At 54.4% G+C, this 21756-nt stretch carries 25 protein-coding genes and 2 tRNA genes; 17 read left to right on the top strand and 10 right to left on the bottom strand.

Features of this window, described 5'->3' with window-relative positions:
• Nucleotides 1–203: 203 nt before the first annotated feature.
• From Q0835_RS03250 to Q0835_RS03240, 3 genes are all read left to right on the top strand, one after another.
• The gene (locus Q0835_RS03250) at nucleotides 204–1031 is read left to right on the top strand and encodes a lysozyme (protein WP_298958355.1); all 828 of its coding nucleotides are present in this window, start codon (nucleotides 204–206) and stop codon (nucleotides 1029–1031) included.
• Nucleotides 1031–1273 (top strand): hypothetical protein, encoded by a 243-nt coding sequence (locus Q0835_RS03245; protein WP_298958353.1) that lies wholly within the window; start codon nucleotides 1031–1033, stop codon nucleotides 1271–1273. The genes Q0835_RS03250 and Q0835_RS03245 overlap by 1 nt, the downstream gene beginning before the upstream one ends.
• 126 nt (nucleotides 1274–1399) lie before the next feature.
• Complete coding sequence (locus Q0835_RS03240) at nucleotides 1400–1759, top strand: hypothetical protein (protein WP_152501465.1); 360 nt, start codon at nucleotides 1400–1402, stop codon at nucleotides 1757–1759.
• Between the two features lie 18 nt (nucleotides 1760–1777).
• On the opposite strand, the gene Q0835_RS03235 is transcribed toward Q0835_RS03240, so the two are convergent.
• From Q0835_RS03235 to Q0835_RS03225, 3 genes are read right to left on the bottom strand one after another with little or no spacing between them, the layout of a single operon-like run.
• The gene (locus Q0835_RS03235) at nucleotides 1778–2026 is read right to left on the bottom strand and encodes a hypothetical protein (protein ID WP_298958349.1); all 249 of its coding nucleotides are present in this window, start codon (nucleotides 2024–2026) and stop codon (nucleotides 1778–1780) included.
• Between the two features lie 15 nt (nucleotides 2027–2041).
• Nucleotides 2042–2239 (bottom strand): hypothetical protein, encoded by a 198-nt coding sequence (locus Q0835_RS03230; protein ID WP_298958347.1) that lies wholly within the window; start codon nucleotides 2237–2239, stop codon nucleotides 2042–2044.
• Between the two features lie 13 nt (nucleotides 2240–2252).
• Nucleotides 2253–2531 carry a hypothetical protein gene (locus Q0835_RS03225; protein ID WP_298958345.1) on the bottom strand — a complete coding sequence of 93 codons (279 nt, stop codon included), beginning with the start codon at nucleotides 2529–2531 and terminating at the stop codon, nucleotides 2253–2255.
• A gap of 175 nt (nucleotides 2532–2706) precedes the next feature.
• On the opposite strand from Q0835_RS03225, the gene Q0835_RS03220 reads away from it, so the two are divergent.
• The 4 genes from Q0835_RS03220 (at nucleotide 2707) to Q0835_RS03205 (ending at nucleotide 4085) form a co-directional block, all read left to right on the top strand.
• The gene (locus tag Q0835_RS03220; RefSeq protein WP_298958344.1) at nucleotides 2707–2844 is read left to right on the top strand and encodes a hypothetical protein; all 138 of its coding nucleotides are present in this window, start codon (nucleotides 2707–2709) and stop codon (nucleotides 2842–2844) included.
• Between the two features lie 64 nt (nucleotides 2845–2908).
• Complete coding sequence (locus Q0835_RS03215) at nucleotides 2909–3550, top strand: recombinase family protein (RefSeq protein ID WP_298958342.1); 642 nt, start codon at nucleotides 2909–2911, stop codon at nucleotides 3548–3550.
• A gap of 11 nt (nucleotides 3551–3561) precedes the next feature.
• A complete protein-coding gene (locus tag Q0835_RS03210; protein WP_298958340.1) occupies nucleotides 3562–3786 on the top strand; it encodes a hypothetical protein in 225 nt (74 codons plus the stop codon).
• 11 nt (nucleotides 3787–3797) lie between these two features.
• Nucleotides 3798–4085 (top strand): hypothetical protein, encoded by a 288-nt coding sequence (locus tag Q0835_RS03205; protein ID WP_298958338.1) that lies wholly within the window; start codon nucleotides 3798–3800, stop codon nucleotides 4083–4085.
• Between the two features lie 9 nt (nucleotides 4086–4094).
• Here Q0835_RS03205 and Q0835_RS03200 read toward each other — a convergent pair whose 3' ends face one another.
• Nucleotides 4095–5087: a capsular polysaccharide biosynthesis protein gene (locus tag Q0835_RS03200; protein WP_298958336.1), complete on the bottom strand. Its 993-nt coding sequence runs from the start codon at nucleotides 5085–5087 to the stop codon at nucleotides 4095–4097.
• 255 nt (nucleotides 5088–5342) lie between these two features.
• On the opposite strand from Q0835_RS03200, the gene Q0835_RS03195 reads away from it, so the two are divergent.
• Entirely contained in the window at nucleotides 5343–5573 is a 231-nt protein-coding gene (locus Q0835_RS03195; RefSeq protein WP_298958334.1) for a hypothetical protein, read from the top strand.
• Between the two features lie 322 nt (nucleotides 5574–5895).
• Here the strand turns inward: Q0835_RS03195 and Q0835_RS03190 are convergent.
• Nucleotides 5896–5972, bottom strand: a tRNA-Pro gene (locus Q0835_RS03190).
• Nucleotides 5973–6338: 366 nt separating this feature from the next.
• Between Q0835_RS03190 and Q0835_RS03185 the strand changes: the two genes are divergently transcribed.
• Nucleotides 6339–6413, top strand: a tRNA-Gln gene (locus Q0835_RS03185).
• Between the two features lie 1051 nt (nucleotides 6414–7464).
• Nucleotides 7465–9387, top strand: a complete 1923-nt coding sequence (locus Q0835_RS03180; protein WP_298958333.1) for a CoA-transferase — start codon at nucleotides 7465–7467, stop codon at nucleotides 9385–9387.
• A 186-nt stretch (nucleotides 9388–9573) separates the two neighbouring features.
• Here the strand turns inward: Q0835_RS03180 and Q0835_RS03175 are convergent, their stop codons facing one another.
• Nucleotides 9574–10077: a PilZ domain-containing protein gene (locus Q0835_RS03175; RefSeq protein ID WP_298958331.1), complete on the bottom strand. Its 504-nt coding sequence runs from the start codon at nucleotides 10075–10077 to the stop codon at nucleotides 9574–9576.
• Between the two features lie 301 nt (nucleotides 10078–10378).
• Here Q0835_RS03175 and cysQ point away from each other — a divergent pair, with 301 nt between their 5' ends.
• From cysQ to cysN, 3 genes are all read left to right on the top strand, one after another.
• Nucleotides 10379–11215: a 3'(2'),5'-bisphosphate nucleotidase CysQ gene (cysQ, locus tag Q0835_RS03170; protein ID WP_298815844.1), complete on the top strand. Its 837-nt coding sequence runs from the start codon at nucleotides 10379–10381 to the stop codon at nucleotides 11213–11215.
• Between the two features lie 61 nt (nucleotides 11216–11276).
• A complete protein-coding gene (gene cysD / locus Q0835_RS03165; RefSeq protein WP_298958329.1) occupies nucleotides 11277–12206 on the top strand; it encodes a sulfate adenylyltransferase subunit CysD in 930 nt (309 codons plus the stop codon).
• Between the two features lies 1 nt (nucleotide 12207).
• Nucleotides 12208–14142: a sulfate adenylyltransferase subunit CysN gene (cysN, locus tag Q0835_RS03160; RefSeq protein WP_298958327.1), complete on the top strand. Its 1935-nt coding sequence runs from the start codon at nucleotides 12208–12210 to the stop codon at nucleotides 14140–14142.
• Nucleotides 14143–14177: 35 nt separating this feature from the next.
• Here cysN and galE read toward each other — a convergent pair whose 3' ends face one another.
• Entirely contained in the window at nucleotides 14178–15167 is a 990-nt protein-coding gene (galE, locus tag Q0835_RS03155; RefSeq protein WP_298815851.1) for a UDP-glucose 4-epimerase GalE, read from the bottom strand.
• A gap of 168 nt (nucleotides 15168–15335) precedes the next feature.
• Here galE and Q0835_RS03150 point away from each other — a divergent pair, with 168 nt between their 5' ends.
• Nucleotides 15336–16349, top strand: coding sequence for an NAD-dependent epimerase/dehydratase family protein (locus Q0835_RS03150; RefSeq protein WP_298958325.1), 1014 nt, complete (start codon nucleotides 15336–15338; stop codon nucleotides 16347–16349).
• Nucleotides 16350–16362: 13 nt separating this feature from the next.
• Here Q0835_RS03150 and Q0835_RS03145 read toward each other — a convergent pair whose 3' ends face one another.
• Together Q0835_RS03145 and Q0835_RS03140 are read right to left on the bottom strand one after the other, a co-directional pair.
• On the bottom strand, nucleotides 16363–16836 hold the full coding sequence (locus Q0835_RS03145; protein ID WP_298815855.1) for a YbaK/EbsC family protein: 474 nt from the start codon (nucleotides 16834–16836) through the stop codon (nucleotides 16363–16365).
• 525 nt (nucleotides 16837–17361) lie between these two features.
• Entirely contained in the window at nucleotides 17362–18522 is a 1161-nt protein-coding gene (locus tag Q0835_RS03140) for an FAD-dependent oxidoreductase (protein WP_298958323.1), read from the bottom strand.
• 119 nt (nucleotides 18523–18641) lie between these two features.
• Between Q0835_RS03140 and mnmD the strand changes: the two genes are divergently transcribed.
• Entirely contained in the window at nucleotides 18642–19364 is a 723-nt protein-coding gene (gene mnmD, locus Q0835_RS03135; RefSeq protein WP_298958321.1) for a tRNA (5-methylaminomethyl-2-thiouridine)(34)-methyltransferase MnmD, read from the top strand.
• Here mnmD and Q0835_RS03130 read toward each other — a convergent pair.
• The gene (locus tag Q0835_RS03130) at nucleotides 19361–20245 is read right to left on the bottom strand and encodes a LysR family transcriptional regulator (RefSeq protein WP_298958613.1); all 885 of its coding nucleotides are present in this window, start codon (nucleotides 20243–20245) and stop codon (nucleotides 19361–19363) included. The genes mnmD and Q0835_RS03130 overlap by 4 nt on opposite strands.
• Before the next feature lie 162 nt (nucleotides 20246–20407).
• Between Q0835_RS03130 and bla the strand changes: the two genes are divergently transcribed.
• On the top strand, nucleotides 20408–21301 hold the full coding sequence (gene bla, locus Q0835_RS03125; RefSeq protein ID WP_298958319.1) for a class A beta-lactamase: 894 nt from the start codon (nucleotides 20408–20410) through the stop codon (nucleotides 21299–21301).
• 21 nt (nucleotides 21302–21322) lie between these two features.
• Complete coding sequence (locus Q0835_RS03120) at nucleotides 21323–21715, top strand: hypothetical protein (protein WP_298958317.1); 393 nt, start codon at nucleotides 21323–21325, stop codon at nucleotides 21713–21715.
• Nucleotides 21716–21756: the final 41 nt, after the last annotated feature.

Raw genomic sequence — 21756 nt, 5'->3', positions numbered from 1 at the left:
TTCGTTGTCTTGCGTCCTGGCGAGGATGCTATGGGGCGTCATTCGCGCCGACTTGCATAAAGAGCTTGAGTATCAAGAAGAGACCAAAAGACCGTTTCAAAGACTAGGCTTTCAATTCCAGCGATCTAATCCCAACCGGCCCGCCATCAAGGCGGGTTTTTTCATGTCCAGAGAACCGGCGCAAATGCCGGAATAGGTGACTTATGCAGATCATTCCCGAATGGCGGCGCGTGGTGTCGCGTTCGCTCAGCTTTTGGATGCCCATCGTCGGGCTGATCGTGATGGTGGCGCCAGAGCTTCGATTTGCGCTGACCGGTATCGACTCTGATCCGTTACTTGTCTGGTGGCTTGGATTTTTCCTGATTGTTGCCGGACTGGCCGGGCGCCTGGTGCGCCAGGATCTTTCCGGGTGGTGGGAATGGTTGCGCTTGGCGGCGGTGGTGATCGTCGTATCGCTTGCCGCGTTCCTGCTTGCGGCAAGCGGACCCGTAGCGCCCTTGGTCGAGCCGGAACCCGCGCCAGTCAAGGAACAATCCCGGGTGTTGCCTCCTGAGATTAAGGTTCCAGAAACAAAGACCGCAGAAGCCAGCACGCTTGAGCTGGCTGTTCCGCTGATTGCGAAATGGGAAGGCAAGCGCAACCATGCTTACCAAGACATCGTCGGCGTCTGGACGATTTGTTATGGACATACGCGGACGGCCAAAAAGGGCATGTTCAAGACTGATGAAGAATGCACCGAATTGTTGCGCGAAGAGGTCGCGGAATACCGGCACGGTTTGCATGGCTATTTCAACGCCGCCACAAAGTCAGCTCGGCTAACGCCTGAGCGCGACACGGCTTATACGTCACTTGCCTTCAATGTCGGTATACGCGGTGCGGGGCGTTCGACGGCAACCCGCCGGTTGAATGCTGGGAATATCGTGGGCGGCTGTGAGGCGCTAGCGTGGTGGAACAAGGCCGGTGGCCGGGTCGTTCGTGGCCTGGTCAACAGGCGAGCGGATGAGCAAGCCTTTTGCATGGTCGGGTTGTGATGTTTGGCTTCAATCTCAAAATCATCGCAATCAGCCTGATATCGCTTTCAATCGTCGCTGGCGGGATCTATTGGGCGGGATACTCCAATGGTGTCGCCAGTGAGCGTAAGAAATCACTTCAAACCACAATAAACCAGCTCACAGAAAGGGCTGAGACAAATGCAGAAATTCGTGAGATGGATAGTTCTGAGCTGTGCGGTTGGCTTGGTGGTAGCATGCGAGACGACGGGGAATGTGAGTGACGGTGCCGGATACTCCAAACTCACGCCGAACGCCTCGACGCGAAAGCATGTCCTGAAAAGCGACTTACCTTTTGCTAGGCAAGTCGCAGCTCACAACAGTCAGTGCGCAAAAGACGCGGGCTGCAAATGAGCGGCGTGGATTCGGGTGACGTTTGGCTCATTGGGATTGCGCTAACAGCGGTTGCGGCTGTCGGCGGAGTTCTGGCCCGAGACAGGGCTCAGGCACGGCAACAGCGGGACGCAGAGAATAAACTTCATGACCGTATCAGCCGTGTCAAAGAAGAGGTATTGCAGGAAGTGAAGGTACTTCGCGCGGACTTCACTGACTACAAGTTATCTGTGGCGCGTGAATATGCATCTGTCGATCATTTGAAGGAAGTTGAAAGCCGCCTGGTCGATGCGATAGAGAAATTGACCGCAAAGTTAGAAACAATGCCGACGCGATTGGCGGCCGAAATCAAGCAGTCGTTGGGTAATGGTCCCTAGATTGAGGGGCCTTCCTGGTTACATCATTGCAGTGACGGCGAGCAGGCCGAGCCAGCCGCCAAAAATGACGATCAGAAGCCCGAACCAACCGCCTGCGAAATAGAGCGCCCAAAGAAGCGGCTCAGGATCAATGGCGAGGTGAGGTGCAAGCAGCCAAGCAAGGCCAGCGCCGATCCACGCGAGTATTGCCGGGATCCCAAACAAGCCCCAGAGAGCTTGGTTTCCTGAGAGGCCATCGCCCCAATGATTGAATGCGCTGCTGTCCATGACGCGCCTTTCCGCTTACTTGTTTTCGGTTGGAATTTTCATCCACCATTTCGGTGTCCATTCGAGCGGCCTTTGAAACAACGGCTCTTCCATGCCGGTGAACCATTCATTGCCTGTTTTCATCATTGCCACACCGCCCGCGATGATAACCGGCACGCCTTTCGGTGGCAGCTCTTCTGCGGTTTGCCTGATCTCTATTGAAACCATCACCATTGGTCAGGGGCCTCTAATTGTTGAGTTTGCGATTGAGGGCGGAAAGCACTTCGGCAGTCTCTTCGCAAAGCGTGCTGTCCCCGTATTCTTGAGAGATATCGACGCGCTCTGTTTTTCCCTCGTGCTCATATTCCATAGTCAGCCCTTCGGCCTCGCACTGCCACTTGTGATGCGTCGCAAGGATGTCGCGTGCCCGTTCAAGCAGCTTGGCATCTTTGATCATCGCATCAATGTCGACCGGCTCTGTGCACCGGCAGGTTGGGCAATCGTGCTTTTTTGCTGCAATGCTCATGATCAACCGGGCCTTCCTCATTGAAATCTGCGGGCAGTTTAGTTGCCACATACCCAGGTGGCTGAGGATAGTGTAACGACACGTTAACAAATGTCAATACATTTATAATCGTGTATTGACATTTGCAGACTCAGCAGGTATGTGCTTAACCATGGAAATGGCACGCAGAAAAAAAATGGTCAGCTTCGCGCTTGATCCTGAGATCTTGAAGAAATTGGACGAGTGGATTGCGGCGCAGCCGGTCCCGCCGTCCAAGACTGCTGTGCTTGAGGCCGCCTTGAAAAAGTTCATCGGAGAGACCGAAAAATCCTGACAGAGTTCCTGACTCAGTTGTAAGCTGAAAAACGCTTTGGAAATTCAGGAAATCGAACAGGGTTATGACTGAGTCAGGCGGCGACTTTCCATATGAGACGCGGGTCTACGGCTATGCTCGAGTGAGCACTGAAGACCAAAACCTTGATATGCAGCTACAGGCTCTTGAAGAGTACGGCTGCACCTTTGTGTTCAAGGAAAAGAAGTCTGCGTATCGGGTGAAACGGAAGCAACTTGAATGGTTGAAAAAGAGTCTTGCGCCGGGAGATACGCTCGTTGTTTGGAAGCTGGATCGGTTAGGCCGTGATGTTGGCGATCTGATCAAATTCATGGGTTTTCTGAAGGATAGAGACATCAATTTCGTAAGCCTTCGCGACCAGATCGATACGCGCACCGCCATGGGAAACTTTATGTTTCACCTCTTGGCGTCATTGGCTCAGTTGGAACGGGATCTGACTTCGGAGCGAACAAAGGCCGGGATAGCCGCGAAGAAAAAACGGGGTTGGTCGCCTGGGCCGAAGATGCTCAAGGACCGGATACCCGCCGCCAAGTTGGCCGCGATCCGCGCCGATCTGGCAAACCCGAAAATGAGCTGGGCAAAGCTCAAGGACAAATACGGCCATAGCGTCACGACGCTACGCAAGAATTTCTTGGAAGAACGCGATGCGATCTTTGAGAAAATGGCCGAAGAGGACGAAACAGAGTAGGAGCGGACGCCGTGAGTGATTGGCAAGACATATCGACCGCACCAAAAACCGGTGAGGCGTTCTTGATCACGACCGCAGGGCCGCAGATTGATATCTGTTGGTGGGATGGTGACGAGTTCCGGGACTATTCCCATAAGCAAAAGATCAAGCACGAGTGGCCTTACATGGTGGCATGGAAACCGCTCGATAAACCGGCTGATGTGTACGCCTTCGAGCCGAAAAACTGTGACTCATAAGGAGCGGATGCGTGGAATTTGAGATTGAAAAACAGGCTGCTGAGGCCCTGGGCGAAATGCTTACGACAGAAATGCAGCGCGCCTATGAAAACCCTCTTGGCCCGCGAACCTGGTTCTATGGATGGGAACGGCGGGCCGCTCAATGGTTGATTGCCTACCGTGAACGGCACCCCGGCGCGTCCGTCGGTAACGATTGGGTCCCGGCGTTTCTTGAGTTGAACAAAGAGGCGATCATGTCGGAAGGCGTAAAGATAGATTTCAATCTACGCGAGGATAGACTTCGGAAATTGGGGCTTTAACAAAGGAGCCTAGCCAAGCGCCGCTAGCGGTGCTACTTCCGGCTCTTGTTTTTCTCGGTTTTCCATCAGCCTGTCGCGCATGAATGCGAGCAGGTCTAGAGCCTGTTCAAAGCTGATTGGCTCTTTCAGGATAGGATCAAAGTAGCGCGGATAAAGGATGTAGGCTGCGGCGAATATCTCTTCGACCGTCGGCCGTGCTGTCCTTCGCCCGCAGGCTTGCCTGTCGTCGGTCAGACCATATCCGGCATAAAACGGCATGCCAAGGCAGGTGACCTTGATGCCTCTTAGCAAAGCTTCAAAGCCGGATAGTGATGTCATCGTGTAAACGTGGTCGATGGTTTCGAATGCGTCGGCAAGTGTCACGTCTTCTGTCAATACTCGCGCAACGCGCCTTACCTCCGCAGGGTCTGATTGCGGTGGGTCTTTTCGGATGCCGCGCAAAACCTCTGGGTGTGGCTTGTAGATGATTTCCGCATCCGGGTTCTCTCGCGCCGCGTACCACACAAGCTCATTGTTGGTCATCTGGCGTTCCATGCCGAGTTTCATTGACATGTCGCCTTCGACCTGGCCGACGACAAGAACGCGCTTTCGGTGTTTGGGGCCATAGAGTTCTGCTGCATTGTAGTCGTTCGACGTGTTGTACTTCGACAAGCGGGTTTCCAAGAGCCGTTCAATCCCGCTTTTTGCGCGCGCAATCAGCAGTTGGTTCTTGTCCCTGTCAAAAGACTGAATCAGGTTCTCCAAATCGTTCGGTCTAGTGGCATCGAAATAGAGCCCGCCTGACCGGTCAAACACCATTGAAATCGGTTCAAAGTGTTCAGCGCCGAGTTTTACAGACCTCAAAAACCCGTCCTCGACACGAACAACCGGATAACTTCGTTTTTCAAGAAACTTCCGAATGAACGGCCTGTCATTGTAGCTCCAGACGTAAATCTCAGATCTTTTGTCCCATAGAATCCACGGTTGCCATTTTAGCAGCCACTGTCGCTCTGTCGGTTTCATGGGGAGCATCCTGATTTGTCTGCCATGCAGCCAATCTGGCATGAACGTTTTCCATCTGCTGAAACCGACAAGATACGCGGGCACGGGGCCGTCTGGTCGTTTCAATCGTCTGGCCGGGATTCGGGCGTAACGCACCAGGCCATCTAGGAAATGTTGCATGGTCAAAAACCTCAAGATAAATCGTATACATGATAAAGCGCATAAACTAAGGTTGCGTGTCAATATCATATACACGTTATTTAGGGTTGGTTGACGATGCTCGAAATTGAAGTTCAATTCGGCGACATGGGGCGCACTAAGGAATTTCCAGAGCGAAAAACGCTCACTTTGCCGGAGGGTACTGGCGAGCGCATCAAGGCCGTAAAGCGCCCTGGCGAAGACGACTTGGATGTCGTTAGATCTGGCTTGTTCAAAGAATTGGACTATCGCGAGGAAATAGAACGTCGCGTACAGGAAGAGATCGCGCGCCGCCTGAAAGCGCGCTAGTCATTCTCTCGTTTTGTAAGTCCATACCAAGCCCGTTGGCCGTCTTTGATATTGTAGTTTGGTCGGGTCTCAGCTAGCGAATGGCCGCAGCGGGTACACACGAACTTGTGCCGCTTGGAAAGTTCAGCAATGACGGCCGTATCGCGAAAGTTTTCAAAACCGAGCACGGTAAAATTTGAGCAACTTAAACAGTGAACCTGAACGCCGTCGCAGTGCTCCTTTGCATCGGCAATCGTGAGTGGCTTGGTGCTTTTTCCGTCGGGTAATCTGTCGGGTGGCATAGTTTAGTGCTCCCGATTAGCCGCTAAGTCATTGAAAAGATTGGTCGGAGTGAGAGGATTCGAACCTCCGACCCCCTCGTCCCGAACGAGGTGCGCTACCAGGCTGCGCTACACTCCGACACTTGATTGGATCGCACAAGACTAGATCCATCGGGAACAGCGTGGCAAGGGCCCGCTGCGTGGAGGGTCATTTAGCAAAGCTGACTTGTTCCCGCAAGAAAATTGCTGAAGCGGGCAGATTTTTTTTGGTTTTCGATACAAATTCAGAATGTTAGGTCAAAACGCCGGAAATTCACTGGAATAGGTAGCATCGAGAAATCCCGGGAAATACAGCCCTATGATGTGCTTCCCGATATGCTCTGTATTGTCCGGTCAATTCATGTGCAAAGCCTTCTGGGGAAAACCACTTCAAACAGCTCAAAGATTGAGCCCGGCAAGGCTTGCGCTTCAGAACCGGCCCCGCTATACACCTCTCCCACGGCCTTGGGGTGTAGCCAAGCGGTAAGGCAGCGGTTTTTGGTACCGCCATGCGCTGGTTCGAATCCAGCCACCCCAGCCAACTATCTCTTTTACAATTTGAAGCCTTTCAACTCGCCTCATCAGGCCTCAGTTGCCTCCTGTTGAAGCGCCTGATCGCATCAGTCATGAATTGCCGCGTTGCCGCAAAAGCTGTCGCGATTTGCTGCGTTGCAGAAGTAAAAAACGTTAACACGGCTAAGATTTTGTAGTTAAAATAGAAAAATTACTCAAGATCGGACTTATTCACAAATTGTCAACAGAGTTATTCCGTAGGTGTTGAAAAGTAAATATCTCAGTAGACAGCAATTAAATATTTGATCACTATCATATCAACTACTGAGCCAGACAGGTTCCGCCCTGGTAAGCGGGTCGCCAAACTGGGTAATCAGTAGCCCATGCCCAGGTTGACTGGGGGTTTTCCTTAGGGATGACTTACCAGAAGGTTTTGGGAAACCGCATGGGATGCGCTTTCAGCGGCCACGTGACGCAGTTGGCGCTCCGGCAAACCGGTAACGGCGGGCTATCCGTGTAACCGGCGTGGGTTCGAAATCCGCCAGATTTCGTACACACGGGCTGAAAGGCTTCTGGAAGGAAGCTGGAAAGTCTGGAGACCAGGATCGATTTGGCATCGCGTTTCCTCGGAAATGTAGCCGAAACGAGCGTCTTGCTCCAAACAGGGGGGTGCTGGTGCAAACCGGCACCCTTTTTGTTTGGGCTGATGTCAGGATGCCTGTCCACGAAATCTCTGTTTCTCAAGGTTTTTCCGCACGCATCACCTGAAGAATGAACCGGTGAAGTTCCCGTGCCTGAAAGCCACATGTGCAATCACTTCTTGATCGAAATGCCTGCTTTATGGCGCGGCGGAGACAAGCTTCACCTGCTGGTACGATCTCGGCGCGTTGGTCTGACTGTCGCACGACGTACAATGCTACAGGCACTTTGCGTGGAGCTCTGAGTTCACCGCCGCGCCGCAAAGGCGTGCGTCATTTCCTTGCCCGCCAGACCGAAGAACAGCAACAAGAAGGAAGGTTGCTACTGGACGCCGCCTCCTTGCCCGTTCCAAACTGGCAAAAAACAACTGGGAGGATTTCATGCGGCGGAAGGTTGTATCTGCGTCGGATGCCGCTGCCCTGGTGAAGGACGGCGACACCATCACCACATCCGGTTTTGTCGGTATTGGAGTTCCCGACGAGCTGCTTGCGGCAATCGAAGCAAGATTTCTGGCGCATGGCACTCCCAGAAACCTGTCGTTGTTTTTTGCTGCCGGCCAGGGAGATGGAAAGAACAGGGGCTTAAACAGGCTCGGTCATGATGGCCTTTTGAAAAAGGTGGTCGGAGGCCACTGGGGCTTGATCCCGAAAGTAGCCGAGCTTGCTGTCTCGGGTAAAATTCAGGGCTGGAATCTGCCTCAGGGTTGCATCAGCCAGCTCTATCGGGACGCTGCAGCAGGCAAACCGGGCATGTTGTCCAAAGTCGGGCTCGAGACATTCGTCGACCCGCGCAATGGCGGCGGCGCCATCAATGACATGTCCACCGAACCGCAAATTGACCTGATGCAAGTGGATGGTGAAGAGTATCTGTTCTACCCGGCCCCGAAGCTCACCGTTGCCCTGCTGCGTGGCACGACGGCGGATGAAGCCGGCAATGTCACCATGGAACGCGAAGCCCTGGTGATCGACAATCTGGCGCAGGCCATGGCAGTCAAGAATGCAGGCGGTGTGGTGATTGTTCAGGTGGAACGTCTTGCACGCGGGCGCAGTCTTCAGGCGCGCGACGTCCAGATACCCGGTATCCTGGTTGATGCCGTGGTGGTGGCGAAGCCCGAAAACCATATGCAGACCTACAAGACCGATTTTTCCCACGCCTTTACCAACCGCATTCGTCCTCCGGCCGGTGAGATACCGGCGATGCCGCTTGGCCCACGCAAGATCATTGCTAGGCGCTGTGCGTTTGAACTTCCCGTCAACGGCGTCATAAACCTGGGCATCGGAATGCCGGAAGGCGTGGCCGCGGTCGCCGCAGAAGAAGGCATGTTGAACCATGTTACCTTGACTGCCGAGCCCGGGGTTGTTGGAGGTCAACCGGCTTCCGGTCTCGATTTCGGTGCTGCCGTGGATGTCGACGCGGTCATTCCTCAGAACGTGCAGTTTGACTTTTATGATGGCGGCGGACTGGACATGGCCTGTCTTGGACTTGCCCAGGCCGATGCACTTGGCAACGTCAATGTTTCCCGCTTCGGACCGCGCTTGGCGGGGGCAGGTGGGTTCATCAATATCAGTCAGAACGCGAAGTCGCTTGTCTTTGCGGGAACCTTCACGGCCAAAGGTTTGCAGATCAGGCTGACGGCTGGCCGGTTGGAGGTCGTGAATGAAGGAGCGTCGCGGAAATTCTTGGGCGATGTGGAACAAGTTACATTTTCAGGGCGACGGGCAGCGCGCCTCGGGCAGCCGGTGCTCTATGTAACGGAGCGCTGCGTTTTCAAGCTGAGCGAAGAAGGGCTCGTCTTGACCGAGGTCGCACCAGGTATCGATGTCGATCACGACATTCTGGAGCAAATGGGGTTCCGGCCGATCATCGGTGAACTCCAGGAGATGGATGCACGTCTCTTTGCTGAAGGGCCAATGGATCTGAGGCGCGAATTGTTGCATCTCGATCTGCCTGAACGCATCGCCCTCGATCCTTCTCACGACAGGCTTTTCATCAACTTCGAAAAAATGCGTATTCGCACACGAACCGAAGTGGCGCAGGTTCGCGATCAAGTGGAGCGGGTCTGTGGTCCCTTGGGCGAGCGTGTCGATGTGATTGTAAACTATGATGGTTTTCATCTGGATGATGACATTGCCAACGACTATGCGGAAATGGTCGCCGATCTTGAAAGCCGCTTTTACAGCACCGTGACCCGGTATTCCGGTTCGGCCTTCATGCGTCTGAAGCTCGGCGAGACCCTGAAAGGGGCTGCTCACATCTACGAAACACGGGAATCGGCACAAGCCTTCCTGGACAGTCAGGAATAGCTGCCCGAGTTGCTTCAATCCCGCCGGCATTTCAGCAGGGCATGGTGTTACCGGCAATTCTTATTGTAGTGACCGTGGTCTCTTTTGAATTGGGAGCCGCTGACAGTTCGACGCAAGGAGAAAAGCAGCAAAAAGCCCCTTCAGTGGATCTGAAGGAGCTTTCAGGTCAGTTGACCTCAAATGCTTCTAGCGACGTTTGCCGAAGGAGGGTTTTCCGCTGGCCGAACCGGGTCGCGGGCGGCTCAGAGGTTCGCCCGGCTTGACCAGGCGTCTGTCGTCAGCCTTGCGCCGATCGAAAAAGCCACCGGTGTTGTCGACATATGGGTCGTCGTCTTTCGTCAATGCTTCTTCGGACGTCTTCAGCGACTGTGCCCGCATTTGTGCCACTTGCCGCTTCTCACCGACAAACATGACACCGCAGCGCAAGCCCTCTTCCCAACGGCGCTCGCAGCTGACTTCATAGTCTTCAAGATCGATGTAGAGCTCGAAGTGCTTTGGAAGCATGTAGGCCTGCTCAAATTCCAGCAGTGCGCCACCCTGGGATATGTTGCGCACGATGCAGGGAATGGAACGCAGACCGTTTTGGAATACCATTTTGCCCTTTTTGTACACACGTGCACGACGGGCGCGCGGAACGATTTCCGTGGCTTCTTCCGACTCTGCCTGCAGTGAGGGACCGGTGTCCGACATGGCGACTAACTTCTCCAATAACTCGGGGTTTTTACCACCTTTGCCCTGTGAGTTTAGCCAAAAGCCCTTGCCAAGAAGTGAATCTGATCGTTGAAAGACACCCACTGCCGGGAAGGTTTTCTTGAGCAGAGGAACAAAACCGCATAAGTCGGGGCGAGACAGTTTCACGTGTTTTCCATTCTGCCGGTTTCGTGGAACACCATTCCTTGAATTGATACACATTGTTCCTTTTATTTACGTCCACGCTCATGAAGCGGGATAAGCGCAAAGTTCGGGCAGAACAGCGCTTGAAGAGGTGTTGATGACGGAAGAAAAGATATCCTTATTGACTCAGCTTGCCGTGCAGGCTGGTGAGGAGATCCTGAAAGTTTATGCTGAGCCGTTCGACGTTGAAAAAAAGTCGGATGGATCGCCAGTTACCGTGGCTGACGCGGCTGCCGAGAAAGTCATTCTGGCTGGATTGGCACAGGTTTTTCCAGAAATTCCCGTGGTTGCGGAAGAATCTGTCGAGGCTGGAATACTGCCGGTTGTCGAGGGACGGTACTTTCTGGTGGACCCGCTTGACGGTACCAAGGAGTTCCTGAAAAGGAACGGAGAATTCACGGTCAACATTGCCCTTATCGAGGACGGCAACCCGGTGTTCGGTGTTGTTTCCGCACCGGCGCTAGGTGAAATCTTTTGGGGTGGCTCGATAGCTGCAAACCAACACAAGAGCGCTTTCAAGGGTCGGATTGAGACCGGAAAAATCGTGGACGTTGAACCGATCTCGGTGCGGACGCCGCCTCAGTCGGGCCTGAGTGTCCTGGCCAGCCGGTCGCATATGTCGGAAGAAACGGCTTCCTTGATCAGCCGTTTGGGCGTTGCAGAAAAACTGTCTGTGGGATCGTCCCTGAAACTGTGTTGGCTTGCTGCCGGCCAGGCAGATTTTTATCCACGTATGGCACCGACGATGCAATGGGACATTGCAGCCGGTGATGCTGTCCTGCGTGCTGCAGGTGGTGCGCTGGTCTATGCTGAAACAGGCAAGGACTTCACCTACCAGGTGCCAACTCAGGCGATAAAAGACGATTTGCTTAATCCTCATTTTCTCGCCGTTGGCTGCCGTTCCGTATTGGCCGATCTAGCCTTGTCAGACTGACCTCAGCCGAGTGGACGAAACAAAGTGTTTGGTCGCCAGCGACCACAATGGAAAAGTGAACATGAACATGCAATCTCAGGGCATCACACCCGAGCGCCTAAGCAATTTGAAGCGACTGGAAGCAGAAAGCATTCACATCATCCGTGAAGTGGCTGCGGAGTTTTCCAATCCTGTGATGCTCTATTCCATCGGCAAGGATTCCGGTGTGATGCTGCATCTGGCGATGAAAGCGTTTTATCCGGCCAAGCCACCGTTTCCGCTGCTGCATGTGGACACCACATGGAAGTTCCGTGACATGATCTCATTCCGGGATGAGACGGCCAAGCGGCTGGGGCTGGATCTGATCGTTCACACCAATCCGGAGGGATTGCAGAAGAACATCAACCCGTTCGATCACGGGTCTTCGGTCCATACCAACATCATGAAGACAGAGGCGCTCAAACAGGCCTTGAACCAGTATGGCTTCGATGCCGCCTTTGGTGGAGCGCGTCGTGACGAGGAAAAATCTCGCGCCAAGGAAAGGGTGTTCTCCTTCCGGAATTCCAACCATGGCTGGGACCCGAAGAACCAGCGTCCCGAACTCTGGAACCTCTATAATGCGCGTGTTGCCAAAGGAGAGAGCATCCGCGCGTTCCCGCTGTCAAACTGGACCGAGCTGGATATCTGGCAGTACATCCTGACGGAGAACATTTCGATGGTGCCGCTTTATTTTGCCGCCACACGTCCTGTCGTTGAGCGGGACGGAATGCTGATCATGGTCGATGATGATCGGATGAAGATTTTGCCTGGCGAAGTCATCGAAGAAAAGAGCGTCCGCTTCCGCACCCTTGGCTGTTACCCGCTGACCGGTGCAATTGAATCAGATGCCGAAACTCTGCCGGCCATTGTCCGCGAAATGCTGATTGCCCGTACGTCTGAGCGTCAGGGACGTTTGATTGACAAGGACGAAAGCGCATCGATGGAGAAAAAGAAGCGGGAAGGATATTTCTAAGATGACGACTCTCGACGTTCAGGAAGCAACTGAAACAGCTGTCACGGACTATATCCTTGCCCAGGAAAGCAAGGACCAGCTTCGGTTTTTGACGTGCGGCTCCGTCGATGATGGCAAATCCACCTTGATCGGCCGTTTGCTCTACGACACCAAGCTGATCTTCGAGGATCAACTTGCGGCCCTTGAAAGGGATTCAAAAAAGCACGGCACGGTTGGTGAGGACATTGATCTTGCCCTGCTTGTCGATGGGCTTGAGGCCGAGCGTGAGCAAGGCATCACCATCGATGTCGCCTATCGCTTCTTTGCGACGGACAAGCGAAAGTTCATTGTCGCCGATACGCCGGGCCACGAACAATACACGCGCAACATGGCGACCGGAGCCTCCACAGCGGATCTCGCCGTTCTTCTGGTAGACGCGCGCAACGGCCTGATGGTGCAAACACGCCGACATGCATTCATCGCTTCGCTCTTGGGGATCCGGCACGTGGTGCTGGCAGTCAACAAGATCGATCTCGTGGGTTATTCGCAGGATCGTTTCGAGGAAATCCGCAAGGAGTTCGAGACATTCGCAAACGGTTTCGACTTCGAGACGCTACAAGCGATCCCGATGTCCGCGCGCTACGGTGACAACGTCACCTTGAAGAGCGAGAAGATGGCTTGGTACTCCGGCCCGCATCTTCTGGAGCATCTGGAGACGATTGAAGTTGGCGAAGACACCCTTGAGGCCCCGTTCCGGTTCCCGGTGCAATGGGTGAACAGGCCCAATCTCGATTTCCGGGGCTATTCCGGCACGGTGGCCAGTGGCCGCGTAGCGGTTGGCGAGGAACTGGTGGTTGCCGGCCCGGCAACCACGTCGAAGGTTCAAAGCATCATTGGTGCCGGAGGGGAAGTCAGCGAAGCGCGAGCAGGTGAAGCGGTCACAATCACGCTCGAAGATGAAATTGACATTTCCAGAGGCGATCTTTTGTCCTCTGCCGCGCACCGGCCAGACGTTGCCGACCAGTTTGCGGCGCATGTCATCTGGATGTCGGATGAGCCGCTGTTGCCTGGGCGTCCATACCTATTGAAGCTTGGTACACGAACAGTCACGGCGACCGTTTCGGAGATCAAGCACAAGATCAATGTCAACACGTTTGAGCATATCGCCGGCAAAACGCTTGAGTTGAACGAGATCGCCTTTTGTAATTTCGCGCTGTCTTCGGCTGTCCCGTTTGATCCATATGAGGCAAACCGCTTCACAGGATCGTTCATTTTGATCGACCGCATGTCCAATGCGACCGTCGGTGCCGGCTTGATCTGGTTTGCATTGCGCCGCGCCAGCAACATTCACTGGCAGGCTCTGGATGTCGACAAAAGCGCGCGGTCGGAAAAACTCGGCCAGAAACCTGCGGTGCTCTGGTTTACGGGTCTTTCCGGTTCTGGCAAGTCGACCATCGCCTCGATTGTTGAAAAGAAACTGCATATCGATGGACGCCATACCTATACGCTCGATGGCGACAACGTTCGACATGGTCTCAACAAGGACCTGGGCTTTACCGACGTTGACCGCGTGGAAAACATTCGCCGGGTCGGGGAAGTCGCCAAACTCTTTACAGACGCCGGTCTGATCACGCTGGTTTCGTTCATCTCGCCATTCAGATCGGAGCGCCGGCTGGCACGCGATCTGATGGGCGAGGGCGAATTTATCGAGGTGTTTGTCGATACGCCGATCGAGGAGTGCCGCAAGCGCGACCCGAAAGGACTTTACGCCAAGGCAGACCGCGGAGAGATCAAGAACTTCACCGGCATCGACAGTCCTTATGAAGCACCGGAAAATCCGGAACTACATATTCGAAACGTCGGGCATGATCCTGAGGAAGTTGCAGAAGATATCATCGAATACCTGCGCAACCATGGCTTCCTGTCCATTGCAGGGACCCATGGAGACGGGATCTAAATCTTTCGGGGAGACGTCTGAAAAGGGCAATACCGTCAGACCCGGTTCCTGCGGGTAAGACTGTCTTCCCAGCGATAGGCGTCTCCTACGATCTGATCAATGGTATCCAGTTCCGGTCTCCAGCCCAGCTCGGCACGGGCAAGCGAGCTTTGCGCAACGACTTCAGGGCAGTCTCCGGGGCGGCGTTCCCCCATCTCGACGGCAAAATCGGTTCCTGAGGCCTTTTTTACGGCACGGACAACGTCCAATACGGAAAACCCACGCCCGTAGCCGCAATTGACGATGAGATTGCTTCCGCCTTGACGCATGCGCTCCACGGCAAGGCGGTGCGCCATAGCGAGGTCGGAAACGTGAATATAGTCACGGATAGCGGTTCCGTCGGGGGTGTCATAGTCCTGGCCGAATACGGTCATCGATGAGCGTTTGCCGGTAGCCGCCTCACAGGCGACCTTGATAAGATTTGTGGCGTTGTGAGTGGCCTGGCCGGCGCGTCCGCGCGGGTCGGCACCGGCAACGTTGAAGTAACGCAGCGCCGTAATCGTAAGGTCGTGAGCGTTTGCGACATCCAGAAGCATCTGTTCGGTCATGAGTTTCGACGTGCCGTATGGTGCCTCGGGCCTCAATGGGGCCGTCTCGGCTACCGGCACGCTATCCGGCAAGCCATATACGGCGGCGGTTGAGGAAAACACAAAATGCTTCACATTCGCCGCAACTGCAGCTTCCATCAGACCGAGTGAGTTTGCAGTATTGTTGCGATAATATTTGAGCGGATTTTCAATCGATTCCGGCAATATGATCGATCCGGCAAAGTGAATGATGGTATCCACCTTATGCTCAAGCATGATGGCGGTTACGGCATCCTTGTCTGCGATGTCCTGCTTGTAAAAAGGTATGCCCTCGGGCACCAGCCAATCGAACCCGGTACTCAAATTGTCGACGACGATCGGTGCTTCACCCGCATCCAGAAAGTTGAGCACTGTGTGGCTGCCGATGTAGCCGGCACCGCCGGTGACAAGAACGGACATGAGTGTTGGAGCCTTTTCACTGAAGTCATCAAGACAATGGCAATTTCTTAGCGCCCGGTCAGAGAATGCTCAAGCAGGTTCGAATACGGACTTTGTCATTGCCCGGTCATACGAAGCCCTTTAAGACGCGTTTTAAATCAGTCATCGATGGAAGGCTTCGAGCGCAGCATGAAAACCGTTCTTGTAACCGGATCTGCCGGCTTTATCGGCTATTTCCTGTGTACGCGCCTCCTTGCGGACGGTTTCAGGGTTATCGGGCTCGACGCCATGACCGACTACTATGACGTGCGGTTGAAGGAGCGGCGCCAGCAGATGCTGCTGCAGCACGAGCACTTCAAGGCAGTCAACGACCGGGTGGAAACACCTGAACTGCTCATGTCCTTGTTCAAGACCGAAACACCTGATTTCGTCATTCACCTTGCTGCCCAGGCTGGGGTTCGATACTCCATCGAAGCGCCGCGATCCTATCTGGAGAGCAATATTTGCGGAACTTTTGAACTTCTGGAAGCTGCTCGTGCCCATCCACCGGAGCACATGCTGCTGGCATCGACTTCGTCCGCATACGGCGCAAATACGCAAATGCCATATACGGAAACCGACAAGGCAGATCATCAGCTCTCGTTTTATGCAGCCACGAAAAAAGCTACGGAATCGATGGCGCATTCCTATGCCCATCTTTACCATCTGCCTGTGACCATGTTCCGGTTTTTCACGGTCTATGGTCCCTGGGGGCGCCCGGATATGGCGCTCTTCAAGTTTACCAAGGCAATCCTCGAAGAGCGGCCGATAGATGTCTACAATCACGGTGACATGAAACGGGATTTCACTTACGTGGAAGATCTCGTCGAAGGCATTCGTTTGTTAATGGACGCAGCGCCGGTTCGTCTTGGGGAAGATGAAGAAGTGCCGGTAGGTGACAGCCTGTCTCCTGTTGCCCCCTGGCGTGTGGTCAATATCGGCAACTCCACCAGCGTTCAGCTGACGGAGTTCATCGAGGCGATTGAAGATGCAACCGGTAAGAAGGCAGAGCGCAATCTGATGCCCATGCAGGCGGGCGACGTGCCAGCCACCTGGGCAAATGCGGATCTGCTACAGTGTCTGACGGGATATCGCCCGGTCACTTCGGTACAGGACGGGGTTCGCCGATTTGTCGAGTGGTATCGCGACTACTACCGGATCTGACACTCTGATTTCTTCAGGAACTGAGCGGCGGTTGGCAAACATCGACCCATTCGGCTGATGTGATCTCCGCCATACGTTCGGGCGAGATCTTGACGGCGGCGTTGGTTGCGCCTGCAGCGGGAATGACGATATCGAAGTCCTTTAGCGACACATCGCAATAGACCGGCAATGGCTCAGCCAGTCCGAAGGGACAGACACCGCCAACCGGATGGCCTGTTAGTCGCTCTACGTCCTCAAGACCAAGCATTTTTACCTTTCCGCCAAAGGCCGCCTTTGCCTTCTTGTTGTCCAGCCGGACGTCGCCGCGTGTGACCACAAGAAAGATCTTCTCCTTGAGCTGGATAGACAGGGTTTTGGCAATCTGACCCGGCGCGACACCATGAGCCTGAGCTGCAAGATCTACGGTTGCACTGCTCTCGTCAGTGACGAGAACCTCCAGATCAGGCGCAACATTTTCAAAGTGGGTTCGAACACTTTCTAAGCTCATTGTGATCACGGAACCTTTTGCCCAAGTGGAAATCTCTGATTTTTGACGCGAAAATTCAAAAAATACGGGAATATTTTGCTTAGCGTCATGTTTTCATCATGGTTTATTTTGTTAATGTATCCGTAGTGACTTTAAGTGGTAATTAACTATTTACCTTTTAAACGGTATGACGCGGGGTTGGAACTGCAAATCCAATCGTTCCGTTGAACACCATGTTTGAAGGTAGCCGGTATGGCCAGGACGGCATCAGCAATGTCCGACGTTTGTGACGCCAGGGGTGGGGATCGCAAACGGTCTGCAACGCCGGTTCATCGGGGTGGGACTGTGAATATGCCCGTTTTGTTGGCGAAAAACTTGCTGTTTTGGGGCTCTATTTCGGCGACCATTTACGCTCTTTACGCTGTGGTTGCCGCGCTCTAGCGCTTCATTCGTTCACTGCGATGGAGCGACAAGTCTCCTCTCGTCAAGCTTGCGCGCCTTAGATCTGTGAGCAAGTCCGCCCAAGCATATTGCAAATGAATCCAATCAACCATCGGCCTCCAGCCGGTTAACGCCGAAATGGTGTGCTGGTTGAAATGTCTCGGGCAATTCATGCATCGCTGATCCACCAATGATCTCTGCAATGAGAGCGTCTGCTATCTGATGGGCGATGCCGAAAGATATCTTGAAGCCGCCGGTTGCGACGAAAAGGTTTTCATAGCCGGGAAGTTTGCCGATCAGCGGGTCGCGCTTGTGACATCGGGGCCGAATGCCGGCCCAGTCCTTGATCAGTAGGCGATCTTTGAGTTTGGGACAGAAGGCAGTGGCGCGTTCGATAAGCTCTCTGCTCCTGCCCGGTGCCGGGTGGGTGTCTGTGAACTCCCTGTCCGATGTGCTGCCGACCGCAACCGTTCCATTGTCATGCGGCACGACGTAGAGGCCGTCACAATAGATTGCCGGATAGCCCTCCAAACCCGCGCCGTCCAGGATCAAGGCCTGTCCCTTTTCACCGCGTCCTATGCGTTCTCCGGTCAACTGCTCGACAAGCTCGAAGGTTGAAAATCCTCCAGCAAGGATGAGGCTGACGGTTTGGAGTGTGGATTGGTCATCTTCGAGTTCTACGCGACCTGCGACCTCGTCGAAGCCGGTAACCCTTGCTCCTTCCACGAGAGTTGCGTGCTTGCGAACAAAAGCGCTGAGAGCTGAAAGATATTGCCGGGGTGAAACGCGCGCGGCGAGGGTTTCATAAACAATGCCGAATGGTGCAGCGTCTGCAGAAAGCCAGTCTGCGCGGCTGCCCGCCGGCTCAACGGCATAGGTGAAGCCGGTTTTGTCAGGGTGCCAACGAAGTTTGCTTTCTTCTGCGCGTTCCAGATGATGCTCAAGCTTATCCGTTGTCGTGAGTGGCAGAATGCGCCCGCAACGACTGTATCCAACGGATTGACCTGTTTCGGCTTCGAGTTGCCGAACATGGTTTTCAAGGCTCAATAGCGCCTGGAACTGAAACTCTTTTTTCGGGTTCCAGCGTGCCGGCATATGAGGCATCAGAGCGCCAAGTAGTCCTCCGCTGGAGCCGGAACCAACTGTTTCTGCTTCGCATACGACCACTCGCTGACCAGCCTTGATTGCTGCGGTGGCAATTGACAGACCGAAAATGCCCGCACCGGCAATTGCGATGTCGTATGAGGCGGCTTGGCCTTGTGCCATTTTGGAAAACCTTGCTGGTTGATTGAGCCTTCCAGCTCTCATATGAGAAGCGTCAGGCAATGGCAATTGCGGCGAATGTGAAGCCCGTCGCTGACCGTAACCAATTGATGTGAAGAGATATGTCGACAAATCCACCTGAACTGCAATGGCTGGACGGAGATGTCCCGAAAGCATTGGGATTTGAAGATACCTATTTCTCCAAGGCTGGTGGCTTGGCTGAAACGCGCCATGTCTTTCTGGCCGGAAACCAGCTGCCTGATCGTTTTGCGACGACGACTGCTTTCACCATTGCGGAATTCGGCTTCGGTACGGGACTTAATTTTCTGACTGCCATCGCAGCTTGGCGGACCCTTGAAAACCCGCCGGAATTAACCTTCGTGTCGTTTGAGCTTTTTCCCATGACACCCGATCAGCTTGCAAAGGCTCTCAGCGCGTTTCCCGAGCTTGGCGATCTGGCAAATGAACTTATTGAATATTGGCAGCCATGTGCCGGTTGGTCGCAGTTCAGGGTTGCCGGAGCAAACCTGGTCCTGGGCGTGGGAGATGCCCGGGAGTTGATCAAGGACCTGAAGCCTGAAACTCAGGCTGCCGATACGACCAGTATTGTCATTCCACTTGTCGATGCCTGGTTTCTTGATGGCTTCAGCCCGGCGCGCAATCCGGAACTTTGGGATGCGGATCTATTGAGGTCTGCGGCCGACCTGACCGCTCCTGAGGGGACCTTGGCCACCTATACGGCTGCGGGCTGGGTTCGGCGGAACTTGCAGGCCGCCGGATTTCTGATTGAAAAGACAAGCGGTTTCGCTGGTAAACGGGAAATGGTCATCGGCCGCAAGGCTTAGTCCTGGGCGTTTTCGGACTTCGTTTCGGTTTCCAGCCAGTGCCGGAATTTTTGCATGGCGCCCGTTTCCTCACGCGACTTCAGCCAGGTGAGCCAGTAGCTGCCAGTGCTGACGCTTGCCTGAAAGGGTTGAACGATGCGGCCGCTTCTAAGATCGGAGAGAAACATTCCGACCGGGACAAGCCCGACACCCGCGTTTTGAGCAACGGCCTCAACCATGGTCAGGGATGAATCGAACATCCAGCCCCGTGTTCTGGGCGGAGGCAGGCAGACAGCCTGGAACCACAATGCCCATTCATCAATCCGATAGGATCTCAATAGCGGAAAGTCAGCTAGATCACCGGGCGCCTCAACGCGCTTTGCTGTTGCGGGAGAGCAGACAGGCGACATTGATGCCGACATCAGCCTGACTGCATTCGTGCCGTGCCAGGCCCCGTCTCCAAAGCGGATGAAACAGTCCAGACCGTCAGCCAGAATGTCGGCGCGGTTGTTGTTGGTCCGCAGTCGCAAATCGATCTGCGGATTGGCCGCCGAGAAGGCCTCCAGGCGGGGTAACAGCCATCCGGTGGCAAATGTTCCGACAATGCCAAGCGTCAGCACTTCGCGAAAGTTGCCGTCCTCGAACCTTTTGAGGGTGGCACTCATGCGGCGGAACGCATCGCTCAGGACAGGTACAAGAGCCTGACCTTCTTCTGTCAGGTTCACACCCCGGGGCAAACGCTCAAAGAGTTCAACGCCAAGCCGTTCTTCCAGCGCTTTCACCTGGTGGCTGATGGCAGTCTGAGAGACACGAAGTTCCAGCCCCGCCCTTGTGAAACTCTGCAGCCTGGCGGAAGCCTCGAATGCCCTGAGAGCGTTGAGAGGCAATTGTGAAATATCGATATTGGCCTCCAGGTGACTAAGTTTTTCTCATGTCAGACGTCATAAATCATCGTTTGTTTGATGTCTATTGCTGAGGCATCGTAGAGACCTTGCCGGACAGACAGTGCTTTGGGGCGCGCATAGGAAGTCCGAAACACAACCCGAAATCTTAGAGTTTTACCGATGAACCATCTTATTCGCCGCGCCGCCTTTGGATTGTCACTCGTTGCCATTGGGGTGACAGGTCACCACCAGGCGGCATCCGCAGCAGAATTCGACCCTGCACCGATCGAGAGAGCCGTCAAGGATGCACAGGCGCGTCTTTCGGCACGCATTGGCGTTGTCGTTGTCGACAGACAGACCGGAGAAAACTGGACACACCGTGCGCAGGAGCGTTTTCCGCTCAACAGCACATTCAAGACTTTTCTTTGTGCTGCGTTGTTGCATCAGGGGGAAGCTGGAGAAACAGATCCCACCAGACGCGTTGAGATCCGAGGATCGGATCTCGTATCCTATTCTCCAGTCACGGAAACCAAGGTTGGAACCGATGGTATGACCCTTCTGGAGCTCTGTGAGGCGACCGTGACGAAAAGCGACAATACAGCGGCCAATCTTGTTCTGGACGATATCGGTGGACCTGACGCACTGAACCGCTACCTGCGCGGGATCGGAGACACCGTCACACGTCTCGACAGACGCGAGCCTGAGATGAATTATGGCCAGCCTGGAGATGAACGGGATACGACGACACCGGCAGCTGCGGCCGCCACTTTGCAAAAGCTGGTTTTGGGAAACGCTCTGAGCGCTGATGCAAAAAAACAGCTGCAAAGCTGGCTTGAAGACAATCGCGTCGGGAATTCAACGCTGAGAGCTGGGTTGCCGGCAAATTGGAAGGTGGCTGACAAGACCGGGGCAGGAGGGAACGGATCGCGCAGCAACATCGCCGTCATCTGGCCGGAAGGCCGGGCTCCTGTCGTGGTAGCGGTCTATATCACCGAGACGCAGGCCTCTTTCAAGGCACGCAACCAGGCAATTGCCGATATCGGCCGCGCCGTTGCCTCGGCTCTGAAACCGTAAGGCATTCGGAGGCCGAAGCTCATGTTCCCGCTGTCGCTTGGAGATCATGTTGTGATCAGGTTCTTGTCAGCAATTCCGGTGTTTTGTGTGGTTGCTTGCCTGGGAACAGGTGTTGCCACGGATGCGTGGGCGGAAAGCCGGGACGAACGGCGGCAGCGGAACTGCGCTCATTATCAAGAGATGTCGGCGCGGGCCTTGGCCTCAATCGGTGAGCCGAATTTGACGCCTGAATTCCTGAAAGACAGCAATGCCTTCATCGAGGCAGGCTGTCTTTCAAACAAGCCTGCCTGCCCGAGGACGGAAGCGGATTTCGCTTTCGCCGATCTGATGATCATGATGAGCGTGAGCGCAAACATGGGCAGCACTTTCACGCCCTTCCGGTGCCCGGTTGAAGAGCAGTCCCGCGCAAATTAGATCAATTTTTGAAAAATATCTGGAAGCTGGGCTGCCCTCTT

The organism is uncultured Roseibium sp. (assembly GCF_947499295.1).
Classification (GTDB): Bacteria; Pseudomonadota; Alphaproteobacteria; order Rhizobiales; family Stappiaceae; genus Roseibium.
The sequence above is the reverse complement of the archived record's forward strand: the minus strand, read 5'-3'. Positions and strand labels throughout refer to the sequence as shown.